General features: G+C 59.3%; 7 protein-coding genes and 1 tRNA gene. 1 reads left to right on the plus strand and 7 read right to left on the minus strand.

What is annotated here, in order from left to right:
- Nucleotides 1-153 precede the first annotated feature (153 nt).
- From pbpC to FCH38_RS11485, 6 genes are all read right to left on the minus strand, one after another.
- Complete coding sequence (pbpC, locus tag FCH38_RS11460) at nucleotides 154-2,232, minus strand: penicillin-binding protein 1C (protein ID WP_174373840.1); 2,079 nt, start codon at nucleotides 2,230-2,232, stop codon at nucleotides 154-156.
- Nucleotides 2,229-7,682: an alpha-2-macroglobulin family protein gene (locus FCH38_RS11465; RefSeq protein ID WP_174373841.1), complete on the minus strand. Its 5,454-nt coding sequence runs from the start codon at nucleotides 7,680-7,682 to the stop codon at nucleotides 2,229-2,231. Before FCH38_RS11465 ends, pbpC begins: the two co-directional genes overlap by 4 nt.
- A gap of 118 nt (nucleotides 7,683-7,800) precedes the next feature.
- Nucleotides 7,801-7,989: a Trm112 family protein gene (locus FCH38_RS11470; RefSeq protein WP_006310303.1), complete on the minus strand. Its 189-nt coding sequence runs from the start codon at nucleotides 7,987-7,989 to the stop codon at nucleotides 7,801-7,803.
- 9 nt (nucleotides 7,990-7,998) lie between these two features.
- Nucleotides 7,999-8,670 carry an LON peptidase substrate-binding domain-containing protein gene (locus tag FCH38_RS11475; RefSeq protein WP_174373842.1) on the minus strand — a complete coding sequence of 224 codons (672 nt, stop codon included), beginning with the start codon at nucleotides 8,668-8,670 and terminating at the stop codon, nucleotides 7,999-8,001.
- 68 nt (nucleotides 8,671-8,738) lie between these two features.
- Nucleotides 8,739-9,707, minus strand: coding sequence for a thioredoxin (trxA, locus tag FCH38_RS11480; RefSeq protein WP_153514445.1), 969 nt, complete (start codon nucleotides 9,705-9,707; stop codon nucleotides 8,739-8,741).
- 53 nt (nucleotides 9,708-9,760) lie between these two features.
- Nucleotides 9,761-10,270, minus strand: a complete 510-nt coding sequence (locus FCH38_RS11485; protein WP_174373843.1) for a prolyl-tRNA synthetase associated domain-containing protein — start codon at nucleotides 10,268-10,270, stop codon at nucleotides 9,761-9,763.
- Between the two features lie 256 nt (nucleotides 10,271-10,526).
- Here FCH38_RS11485 and FCH38_RS11490 point away from each other — a divergent pair.
- Nucleotides 10,527-10,601: transfer RNA gene (locus FCH38_RS11490), tRNA-Gly, on the plus strand.
- Between the two features lie 760 nt (nucleotides 10,602-11,361).
- Here FCH38_RS11490 and FCH38_RS11495 read toward each other — a convergent pair.
- The gene (locus tag FCH38_RS11495; protein ID WP_153514442.1) at nucleotides 11,362-12,192 is read right to left on the minus strand and encodes a hypothetical protein; all 831 of its coding nucleotides are present in this window, start codon (nucleotides 12,190-12,192) and stop codon (nucleotides 11,362-11,364) included.
- Nucleotides 12,193-12,235 lie beyond the last annotated feature (43 nt).

Below are 12,235 nucleotides of genomic sequence, written 5' to 3' on the forward strand. Positions count from 1 at the left end.
GAATCTCGCTACCGGGCCATTTGTCGACATTCGTCCCGAAGGTGAAAAAGGATCGACAAAACCCGCGCCCTGCGACTTTGCGCGCAGCGCGCTACAGCTATGCTTGTTTTTGGGAAGAACAGACGCAGAGAGCGGCTGGCACGCCGCAAAGATTCACTCGACAAAAACCCGCACGCTCGAAGCGCGGCCGTCGGCATCGATTACCGTGAGGGTGGAAAACCCTTGCCCCTCGGGTCGCCATTCGCTGTTGCGGCGATGAGAAGCGTCGGGCAGAGGCATGCCATTCGCGAGCCAGCGGAAGGGAGCGCGACCGCCTTGCAGCTTCAGCACCAGCGGCGAAATGCCCGACTGGCCGGAAAGCTCGACCCTTGCTCCTTCCGGCGGATAAACGATGCGCGGGGCGCTTTCGCGTCTCGATGCCGAAAGCAGGCCGCTTGCCGTCGTGGTGAAACGCCGCTGGTTGGCGGGAAGATCGGCAACGGCAACACGCGCGACGCCGGAGGGTGGAGCAGGCATCGGCGTGATCGCCACACCGGATTTTGCGAAGGCTTCGAACAGGATCGGGGCCGCGGTCGCGTAACCGGCAATACCCGGCACCGCGCCATTATCGGCCCGGCCGACCCAGACGCCGATCACGTGTCGCCCGTCATAGCCTACCGACCAGGCATCGCGGTAGCCGTAACTCGTGCCTGTCTTGTAGGCGATGCCGCGCTGCTTCACACCGAGCGGCGGCAGCACGCCGGAGAGTATGTCAGAGACATTCCAGATCGCAGCATCGGAAAACAGCCGGTCACCGGCAAGGCGTTCGGGGACTGAGCGGACGCCGTCGCCCAACCGCACGGGATCACCGCTACCGGCAAGCCCGGCATAAAGCTGCACCAGATCAACAAGCGAAATACCCGCGCCGCCAAGCGCAATGGCAAGTCCGGGCGCCTCGTTTGACGGAAGCACCAGCCGGACGCCCGCTCGCCGGAACCGCACCATCAGCGCTGATGGGTTGACCGCATCGAGCAACTTGACGGCAGGCACATTGAGCGACAATTGCAGCGCCTGCCGAATGCTGACGTCACCCTGATAATGCATGTCGAAATTGCGCGGTCGATAACCGGAAAAATCCGCCGGGCGATCTTCGATGATGGTTTCCTGTCCAACCAGACCATCTTCGAAGGCAAGACCGTAGATGAAGGGCTTGAGGGTGGAACCTGGCGAGCGCACCGCCCGGCTCATCTCGACGAAACCACGCCTTGCCGTATCGAGATAATCCGCCGAGCCGACCTCCGCCAGAATATCGCCGGTCTCTGCATCCGCCATGACGATGGCGACGGAGACCTTGTCTCCAAGCTTTTCCACCGCGTGGCGCGCCACTGCTTCCAGTTCCCGCTGTATCGGCAGTTTCAGCGTCGCGCGCGCCTCTGTGGTATTCGGAAATTTCGCCCGCGCCGCGACGGCCATATGCGGTGCAAAGGCCGGCAGGTCGCGCCGGCTGGCAGGCACTGCGGAAAGAGTCGCCCGCTCCGCCTCCCCTTCGCCCACCACGCGCTCGACGGCAAGCCGTTGCAGCACCCGCTCGCGCGCCTGCCTTGCCGCTTCCGGAAAACGGTCCGGACGACGTTTCTCCGGCAGCTGCGGCAGCGCCACCAGCAGGGCCGCCTCCGCCGTGGCGAGCCGGCCTGGTTCCTTGCCGAACCAGGCGAGGCTTGCGGCCCTGACGCCCTCGAGATTGCCGCCATAGGGCGCGATATTCAGATAGAGATCGAGGATATCAGCCTTGTCGAGCCGTCTTTCGATCTGGAGGGCCCGCATGGCCTGCAGCAATTTTGCCGAGAATGAGCGGTCGGCGCGCGGCTCGATCAGCCGCGCCACCTGCATGGAAAGAGTCGAAGCGCCGGAGACGATCCGGCCGTTGCTGGCCAGTTGCCAGGCGGAGCGCATAAGCGCCCATGGGTCGACCCCGTGATGATCGTAGAACCGCTGGTCCTCATAAGCGACCAGCATACGCAGGAACTGTGGATCGACCTCGGCGGCAGTCGTTTTCAGCCGCCAGCGGCCGTCCGATGTCGCAAAGGCCCGCAACAGCTTGCCGTCGCGATCCAGCACCTCGAAGGATCGTTGCTGCGCAGCCTCCAGCGGCGGCGGATAGGCCTTGTCCAGCGCATCAAGACCGAAGGCCGCGCCGCCGAGAAGCAGCGCGGCTGACACGATGCCGACGATGATCGCCTTGCGTCGCCTCATGGGTTTGCCGAACGCACCTCCATGCGGCCGGTTGCCGTGCGGGCGGCAAATTGCGGCCGGTACATATCTTCAACTGAGGCTGCCGGATGGTCATAGGTGCCCGGAGTAACGGCGCGGACGACATAGGCAAGCGTGATCTCCGAACTGTCGCCGGCCGAGCGGTCGAAGGCCGCCACGAAGCGGTCATAGCGGAATTCGGTATGGGCCGCTTCCGTTTCCGGCAACCAGTCGAAATTCGAAAGCGCTGCCGAATTGACGAGGCTCGGATTGTCGATTTCGAAACCGGAAGGCAAGAGATCCGTCACGAGAATGCGCGACTGCCAGTTATTTTGCGGCACGACGTTAAGCACCGCGACATAACGCTCATTTTGCGTGACCTCGCTCGGGTTCACCTCCTCGCCATCCATGGAGTAATAGGTGCGGGTGATGGTGAAACCCTCGCCGCCCGCCGCAAGCGGTTGCGCCGGCGGCGCCACGGTGGTGACAACAGCCGTGACCGGATCGGCCGAGGCATTGGCGATCTTCAAGGGAGCGGCCAGCAATTCATCGCCGCTCATCCGCTTGCCGAAACCGCCGGTCTGCAGATCACCGTTCACGTCGAGGCGGATATCCTTGTCCTCGCCTTTGACGGCACGGGCGGCCAGCAACATCCACGCCTGTTCCTGCGTGCTGGTATAGGGCTTCTTTTCCCATTCCTTCGCCACCGCGCCGGCAAGCTGCGGCACGACGGCCGGAACCGGACGGCTTTCGGCCGCGAGCGCCAGCGTCGCCGCGCCGTCACGCAGGGCGGAGCCATAATCGGCACGCGCAAAGCTGACATTGGTGGTGCGGCTTGCCATATCGAGCGAAGCGCCGAACACGGCTTTCGAACGGGCCTGATCGCCATAAAGCGAAAGGGCTGCGGCAACCTGCGCCTTGGCAAGCGGGGTCGGGAAATCGGCAAGCGCCGTATCCGCGTAGTAACGCAGATCGTTGATCGCCGCCTTGCGGTTGCGCGCCAGCACATAAAGCGAATAGGCGATCTCGTTGCCGCGATCCTTGACGTTGCTGTCAGAGGAAAGACCGTTCTGCAGGTTGTTCAGCGCCTGCACCATGGCCTCATCGGGAACATCGTAACTCTGTTCGCGCGCCCTTGTCAGGAAGTCACTGATATAGGCATCGAGCCACAGATCGCCGTAACCCGGCGACCAGAGGCCGAAACTGCCGGAACTCGACTGGAAGGACAGCACGCGGTAGATCGCTTCCTGCACCCGCTTGCGGGTATCGGGGTCTTCGGCCATGCCGCTATCCTTCGTCAGCTCCGAAAGGTAGAGCAACGGCAAAGCGCGGCTCGTCGTCTGCTCGGCGCAGCCGTAAGGATATTTATCCAGCATCATCACCAGCGCCGGAATATCGAAGGCGGGCGAGCGCGTGACATTGACGGCGACCGAAGAGCCGAGCAGCATGCTGTCGGCCAGAAGATCGCCGTTGATCGTCAGGCTGCTGTTCGGCGCGATCTTGATTTCGCGCCGCGTTGTGACAGGCAGAACGGCCGGGCGCACCGGAACATTCAGAACCTGCTCCAGCGAGACGCCTGATGCATTGGAAACCTTGATGGTGATCGCGCCATTGCCGGGCTGTTCGCCCGTCAGCGGAACGGTCAACGATGACTTGCCGCCCTTTTGCAGCGCCAGCGTCTGCGACATCTCGCCCTGATCAACTGTCAAGGCCGTGTTGCTGGTCACATCCAGCCGGTAATCGCCGGCATCGCCATCTGTATTGGCGATATCGAGCCGCAATTGCGAGACATCGCCGGGGGCGAGGAATTTCGGCGCGCTGGCCGTCACCACGACCGGATCGCGAATGATGGCATCGGAGACCGCATGACCGACGCCCGTTTTCGTCCAGGCCACAGCCATGATGCGGGCCGTGCCGTTGAACTGCGGAATATCGAAGCTCACCGTCGCCTTGCCGTCCGCGTCGAGTTCGACCGGACCGGCAAAGAACGCCACCAGCTTTTCGGTGGGTGGGCTGCCCTGAAGGGCCGCCCCGCCGCCATCGCCGCCGGTGCGCAGCCGGCCGGTGGCGCCCAGCGAACCGTCGATCAGGCGGCCATAGAGGTCGCGGATTTCCAGCCCCAGCCGCCGCTGGCCGAAATACCATTCGTCCGGCTTCGGCGGCTCATAGCGGGTGAGATTCAATATGCCGACATCCACGGCCGCAACGATGGCATAGGCCTTTTCGCCGACACCAGCGCCCGCAACCGTGATCGGAATTTCAAGCGGCTGGCGCGGCAGCGTCTTCTGCGGCGCGCCGAGGGTAACGGCAAGCTTGCGCTCGGCAGGATCGACAGCAAGCCATTTGATGCCGATGGCGCGCATCGGCATGCGGCTTTCCTGCGCATCGCCGGGCCGGAACAGCGTGGCCGTGACGTAAGCGCCCGCACCCCATTCCTCGGTGACCGGAATGTCGATCTCGCCGCCATCCGCGCCGATCTCGGCATTCTGAACGGAAATCAGCTTATCGGAACCGGAAGTGATCATCAGCTCGCCGGCAAAACGCGAGGAAACCTTGAGTTTCGCCGTATCACCGATCTTGTAGCTCTGCTTGTCGAGAGCGATTTCCAGCGCATCCGGCGTTTCGGTCGAACTTGCCTCCACATAGAAGCCGGCATCGAATTCAACGCTGGAAACCGGCGCACCATTACCGGCACCCTCTACTTCCAGCCGGTAGCGTCCCCAGGTGACAGGCACGGAAATCTCGCCGCCATTGGCATCGACCGAAAGCGTGCCCGCTTCCTGCTGCTTGGTATATTCCACCGGCTCATAGCGCCAGGAATTGCCCTGACGATACCATTGATAGTTCCGCTCGACCTTGATGAGCTTCCAGTTGAGGCCGCTCATCGCCTGTTTGGCGCCCTCGGCACCAACGCCGATGATGTGGAAACGGCCGACGGAATTCTGGGCGAGATCGCCGGAAAATTGCGGCTTGATGCCGATAGCAGAGGTTTCCGCCTTGATAGGCAGCGTCAGCGAACGCTCCACGGCACGCCCACCGGCCTCCTGCATGCGCACGGTGATGTTGGCGGAAAGCAGCTGCGTGGTGGACGGCAGGTCGGTCAGATCGACATTGAAGCTCGCCTTGCCCTCTTCATCCAGAACCGGCAGATCGGCAAGCGTGGTGCGGTTCTCCTCTTCGCTTTCCTCATCCGCCAGACCGAAGAAATAACCTTCGAAATCGGCGCTGGTGCGGGTCGGCTTGATGGCGACCTCGCCTTCCAGCGTCAGGCCGGCAGCGGGCGCGCCATAGAGATAACGGCCGTCGACATCGATTGCCGTTTCCGCGCCCGGATCGATCTGCTTTGCCTTGCTTGAAAGATCAAACTCCGTGCGATCAGGCACGAAATCATCGACGAGGAAGCTCTTTTCACTGATGGCAGCTGTCTTCGGATCGGTATGAATGCGCAACGTCCAGGTGCCGCGCATGGCATTTGCCTGCAACGGCAGATCGACCGCATGACCGCCCAGCGCCTTGCCATCGCTGACGAAGCGCCGGTCCTCGACGCCATCGGGACGCGAGAAGATGAAGGTGAGCGGAAGATCCTCGATTGCCTTGCCGTCGACATCACGGGCAAGCGCTGCGGCATGCACGGTCTCGCCGGCGCGGTAGATGCCGCGTTCTGTCCAGCTGAACACATCGATCGCGCCCGGTGCTGCACGTCCCGTCACGCCACGGTCGGAGAGGTCGAAGCCGGCGCGTGTCATATCGAGGAACACGTAGTCCTTGTCGCCGTTGCGCGCCGTCAGGATTGCGGGCGCCTGCGCAGCCGTGCCGCGCATCAGGCCGGCGGAAAACACCGCGCGGCCGTCCGCATCAGTCTTCGCCGTGCCCAGTACCTCATTATTTTTGGCAAGCAACTGCAAATCCACGTCTGCGAGCGGCTTGGCGCTGCCAAGGGCGCGGACAAAGACATTGAGCCCGTCGGTTCCGGCATAGGTGGTGATGCCGGTATCGGATACGAGGAACCATTGCGTGGCGCGCGAGTCCCAGGTCTCCGGTGCGGTACCCGGCGGCACGGCAGTCAGCACATAGATGCCGGGCTTGCGCTCCGGCAAAGCTTCATCCACCGGGAAACTCGTCACCACATCCTTGTTGAGATCCGGCTGGATATCGATCGCGCCCTGCCAGACGAGTTCCCCGATTTCGTTTTCGATGCGGTCGGCGTTGTATCCGTCCATCTGCGTCAGAAACTGCGAATTGGAAAGAAGCGAAGTGATGTTGCGATCACCGACGCGATAGAGCTTCAGATCAGCCTTGTCGGCATTAACAGAAACGATCGGAATGCCGCGGCGCGCAGTACCCGGCAGCACGAAATTTTCGCCCGTAAAACGCACGCTGGCGGCGCGGTCGCGCACGTAAATATCGAGATTGACCTGCTTTTCCAACGGCTCTTCCACCGAAGACGGCAGGCCGGCGCGCAGCGCGATCTTGTAGCGCTGGCCATGGGTCAGGCCTTCCACGCAGATTTCGCTGCCCTTTGCCTCGATGGCCTTGGGGGCTGCCCCATCCAGCGTGATGAAGGAGGAATAATCGACACCGTTCTTCACCAATGGTTCGGAAAACTGCACGCAGGCGCGTGGACTGACACTATCCGTATCCACCGTGTTGTTGATGACGCGGAAACCCTGACGCGTGCGCAGATCGGCATAGGCCGCCTTGGTCTGTGCATTGTCGGTAAGCGCAAGGCTTTCCTTATAGGCATTGAGTGCCGCGCGATAATTCTGGGTTCTTTCAAAAGCCTTCACCAGCCGGTTCAGGGCCTCGGTGCGGGCGCTGACCGTGCGGCTCAGCTGATAGGCGTTGATGGCGGCAGACGCCGCCTGCCCGGCAATCGAATAATTATCGGTGACCTGCGCCGCCTTTTCCGACAATTCCGCCCAGAGCGCGCCGTCATCAGGTGTGATCGCAAGAGCCTGTTTATAGGTCGTGACCGCATCGGGAACATTGCCCGCGGCGGCCTGCTGCCGCGCCGTCTGCACAAGCGCTTCCACGCCCTGTTCGTCACCGTCACTGGCAGCAAGGCCGGCTTTCAGCCGGCGGGCTTCCTGCTGCAGGCTGTCGGTCACGAAGGAAAGGCGCTGCGGCGCGCCGATATCGGCTTCCGTCGCCACTTCCACGATCTTGCCGGCAACGGCGCCGGGGAAAGCGTTCAGCTGATTGAAATCCGATTTAAGGAAGCACCATTTCACCTTGGGATTGTAGGTGAAAGCCTTGCAGGCAGCGTCGCCAACGCAAATCTCGCCGCATTGTTCCAGCGAGACATTCTGCTCCGTCCGAAGATCGAAGCCGAAATAATCGCCGTTTTGCGTGGTTACCACTTTTCGCGAAGGTTCGGCCGCCGTGGCCGGGAGAAAAATCAGGGCGGTAGAGACCGCAACCAACGAAATCCGGACGAGCGCGCGCAACGACATCAGTATTCTCCCGCAACAGACATGTCGGGCGGGACTCTGGTCAAATCCACGCATGGTTGTCAACGCATCTTCGTCAATTCGCAACAGGAGGATGCGTGGAGGCCAGCAGACGGGGAGGCTAGTCTTCTATTTTACGCGCTTCGGAAATCAGCATGATCGGCACGCCGTCGCGGATCGGGTAAGCAAGCCTCGCGCTTTCGGAGATGAGTTCGTTGTGGGTCCGGTCATAAGAAAGACGTCCCTTGGTCAAAGGGCAGACCAGCAGCTCCAGGAGCTTCGGATCGACATTGCTCATCCGGTCGTCCATGGGGCGATCCTATTGCAGCACGGTGCCGCCCTCGCCCGATCCCTGGGCAAGAACGATCTCGGTGATGGCAATCAAGGTTTCGGCCCGTGTCTTCAGGTCGGGCGCTTCAAGCAGCGCCTGTTTTTCGGCAGGACCGAAGGGAGACATCATGGAAAGGGAGTTGACGAGAACACGATTGCCCGCCCTTTCAACGCTTTCCCAATCTGCCTCCAGCTGGTTTGCATCCAGAAACGCGCGGAATACCCGGAGGAGGTTTTCGCGATCCACCGCTTCCTCATTATATTCGCCGGAAAGATCGGCGATGAAGGGCGCATGGTGGAAACTGCGATAAGGCTTGCCGGCCTCCGCCTCTTCCAGCAGGCGGAAACGGCAAACACCGGTGAGGGAGATGACGTAACGGCCGTCCCCCGTTTCAGAAAAGGAAGTGATGCGGCCGAGACATCCGACGGCGCTCAAAGGCCCACCCTCAAGTCCTGACTCCATGACGTGAAGGGCCGGCTGCACCATGCCGATGAGCCGATGCCCGGCCAGCGCCATATCGATCATGGCAAGATATCGCGGCTCGAAAATATTGAGCGGAAGATGACCTTCCGGTAGCAGCAGCGCGCCCGGCAAGGGAAATACCGGCACGATTTCCGGCAGATCGTCGTTCTTCACATATCTCGCATTTCCGACATGCATGGGATCAAGCCCCCTGTTCACTGCTGCCCGGCCGGCGGATCAACCGCCGCGGCCGGGATATGCCCGCATTATGAAAACAATATTGCCGAAAGCTTACGGCGGCCGGCGACGGTTGCCGGGTCCTTGAAGCCCCAGGCCTCGAAAAACTCCAGAAGCTGGCGGCGCGCGCCGTCATCGTCGAAGGTCCGATCCTTGCGCATGACATAGAGCAGATGGTCTGCCGCTTCATCGCGCCGCCCTTGAGCGTTCAGCACCTTGGCGAGCTTTATCCGCGCCTCGTGATGATCGGGATTAAGCGCCAGATCGCTTTCCAGCGCCACCGGATCGCCGATCTTTCGGGCTTCCTCATATTGCGCGATCTTTTTCAAAACGAGCTGAATGCCCGCATCTTCGTTGAGCTCCGCAGGCAGGGAGGAGAGCAGTTCGCTTGCCCGCTCATATTGCCCGGCAGCGATCATGCATTCGGCGATACCGGCAATCGCCGCAGGGTTTTCCGGATCGGCCTGCATGACGGCGCCGAACAGCTGTGCTGCGCCATTAAAATCGCTATCCGCAAGAAGCTGTTTCGCCTCAGTCAGAGCCGCCTCGATTTCGGCTTTCGGATCACCCGCATCCGGGCCGGCAATCTTGTCAATGAACTGCTTGATCTGGCTTTCCGGCACCGCGCCCATGAAGCCATCCACCGGCCGGCCATCGGCAAAAGCGACGATGGCGGGAATGGACTGGATGCCGAGCTGGCCCGGAATGGACGGATGATCGTCAATGTTCAGCTTCACAAGCTTCACACGACCATTCGCCTCGTTGATGACCTTTTCGAGCACCGGCGTCAGCTGCTTGCACGGACCGCACCAGGGCGCCCAGAAATCCACCAGAACCGGCTGGCGGCGCGATTCCTCAAGAACATCCTTGGAGAAAGCAGCCGTCGTTGTGTCCTTGATGTGACCGGAGGCCGCACCATTCAGCTCGCCGTGATGATGCGCGCTCGCAGACATCTGCCCGCCATAGGAACCGCCGTAAGGATTATTGGTGTCGCTCATGCCGGTCTCCCGCAATTTCTGTCATCTGTCTCAGTTGAAGCAAAGATCGTATCTCACTCGCTGACTTTCAAGACAAGCGGCGTATGTCCGGTCGCCTCAAGAAAGCGGATAAGATCCTTCGACGCGATCGTCGTCGTCTGGTCGTTGGAAAGCGGATGGCCATTGACCTGCTCGTTTTCCAGAAGATCACTGTCGAGCACGAAGGTGACCTGCCTGCCAGTGTCGTTGATCGCCCCAAATACCGTTACCGATCCCGGCACGACGCCCAGATATTCGAGCATTTTTTCCGGTCTGCCAAAGGACACGCGGCTTGCAGCCCCTATCGTCTTGTGAACGCTTTTGAGATCGACGACGGCATTTTCTTCGACAGTCAGAACAAAATATTGATCCTTCTTGTCCTTCACGAAAAGGTTTTTCGTGTGACCGCCGGGAATGAGATCGCGCAGCGACTGGGATTCTGCAACAGTAAACACCGGTTCGTGCTGTTTCGTGGCATGAGAAATGCCGAGCCCATCCAGAAACTGGAAAAGCTCCGTTGCCATCCTGGGAGAATTCTCCGCCATATTCCGCCGCCCGCCTCTGCCGATTTCGATATCACTGCATTCCTGATTAAGGGGGCAACCGGCGCTTGGCAACACAGGAAAAAACGCAGAGATGAAAAACCGCCAATCATTTCCGTCGCTTGTCGCATTTTTCAAAGAAATTTTCGCGTTTTTGTCATTTCCCTGTTGCATTCCAAAATCGATTGAGCGATATAGCGCCCGTCGCCGCAACGTGGTGACCCACGGTTCAGCGACTACCCCGGACCGGTGGATTTGAGCGGGTGTAGCTCAGGGGTAGAGCACAACCTTGCCAAGGTTGGGGTCGAGGGTTCAAATCCCTTCGCCCGCTCCAAATTTTCCAAAAGATAGAATCTACGACTGAATACTGAATTCAGACCGGCTGAGTTATGCGGTTCGGCGCTCAAGAGTTCGTCATCCTCCCTTGTCAGAACATTTGTGAAATTATCGAGCGGATGGAACCTCCGGCAGAAATGGCCGTTTCAGATTCGAGGCTCCTAACCTCAGTTCCCCTATGAATTGCCCGCCATGAGCGGGCATTTTTTTAAGGGCGCCTGTCGCCAAAAAATAAATCCGCCCGTCCGGAACATCGCCCACACACGGGGCGTTTCCCTGTGTTGATCAACACCGGGGGAACACCCATGTCCGCAATTTCGAAAACTCTTTTGATTGCAGCATTCGCCGCCGTGACTATGCCGGCCGCTTCCTTCGCCGCAGACATGATCATTTATGGTCAGGATCAGCCTCCGCGGCACAGAACCCACCACGAACCGCGCGCGACTGCGAACACCTATTCGAATCATGCGGAAATGCGCTGCTCCGAGAACATCGTCTCCTATCGGGCGCCTTACCAGCGGCACACGGAACTGGTAACGCTCTGCCATCCGCCACTAAATTGGCGAACGGAGCCGTCCACGGCAACAATATGGTCGCCATGATCTTGCCATAATTCATTCGATGTGCTTTTGTGCAGCCGCCCTTGTGGGAGGGGGTAGAGGTCGAGACCCGCTGGTTGCTTTTGGCAGCAGGCGGGTTTCCCTTTTTTTGGCGACCGCCCTTCCTATTGTAATCCTATAGTCAGGTAGATAATCAAATTAGGCGACCTGAGGCGGATATTTGTCGTGTATCCTTCTTTGGACACGATTACCCATATCGGAAAAAATTTGGAAGAGCCTTGGAAGGTGTGGCAGTGGGTCCTCTACTGACCTTCCCTTTTGAGTGATTCCGTTCCTATGTACGCAATCATGACGAATCTGCTGCATACTAAGTAAGAACTTCCTATCCTCGTCAGTGTCCGGAAAGATATCAACTTTTAATGCGGTTAGAAAAATGGACTGCACGAAAACAAAGTTATGGAAAGATACCGTTTCTATAAATTTTTCGATCTTTTCCATAACTATCGCTGGGGATTTTTCGATCTGGGCGAGAGAAAATTTTGTGTCCTTAAGACCATCCAGACGTTCGACCATTGCAAGTCTCGCCGCCGAATCACGGCTTACAAAGCTATGTAAGCTGTCAGATAACAAAGCCTCAAAATTTGAGAATGCTTGCATCAAATACATACGGTGAAGCATAGGATTGGGCTTGTGAGAAAGCCATTTTATGACTTCTTCCAAGCTAGCTTGAGCGTGATAAAATGCCTCCAATCCTCCGTTATTAGGATCGAAGTAAATGGGATATTGGACCTCATTCGCGATCGCCACTTTGTGGCCATCCGGCAATATTTTTGCAAAGAATGAAGACAGGTGCCCAGACACCTCAATAGTCGTCACTGCTCCGCAAGCTTTACATTTTTCATTCAGCGTTGTTGATGCTTCAATTTCGCTAACCCAGTCCTGCCCTGGTAATGTCGGAGCCGGACGCTCAAAACGAACAATGTCTCCGCATTCCGAGCAGTTGATTGATCCAGTGACTACTGTGCGCATATCGGATCTTCTTGTAGTGAACCACTGGTAGTCGATCGGACGA

Source organism: Agrobacterium tumefaciens (assembly GCF_013337285.1).
GTDB classification, from domain to species: domain Bacteria; phylum Pseudomonadota; class Alphaproteobacteria; order Rhizobiales; family Rhizobiaceae; genus Agrobacterium; species Agrobacterium burrii.

Bases quoted from the DNA above. Each gene is read 5' to 3' on its own strand.
- FCH38_RS11495 (WP_153514442.1), bottom strand. From the start codon at position 12,192: ATGCGCACAGTAGTCACTGGATCAATCAACTGCTCGGAATGCGGAGAC.
- trxA (WP_153514445.1), bottom strand. From the start codon at position 9,707: ATGAGCGACACCAATAATCCTTACGGCGGTTCCTATGGCGGGCAGATG.
- FCH38_RS11465 (WP_174373841.1), bottom strand. From the start codon at position 7,682: ATGTCGTTGCGCGCGCTCGTCCGGATTTCGTTGGTTGCGGTCTCTACC.
- FCH38_RS11485 (WP_174373843.1), bottom strand. From the start codon at position 10,270: ATGGCGGAGAATTCTCCCAGGATGGCAACGGAGCTTTTCCAGTTTCTG.
- FCH38_RS11470 (WP_006310303.1), bottom strand. From the start codon at position 7,989: ATGGACGACCGGATGAGCAATGTCGATCCGAAGCTCCTGGAGCTGCTG.
- FCH38_RS11475 (WP_174373842.1), bottom strand. From the start codon at position 8,670: ATGCATGTCGGAAATGCGAGATATGTGAAGAACGACGATCTGCCGGAA.
- pbpC (WP_174373840.1), bottom strand. From the start codon at position 2,232: ATGAGGCGACGCAAGGCGATCATCGTCGGCATCGTGTCAGCCGCGCTG.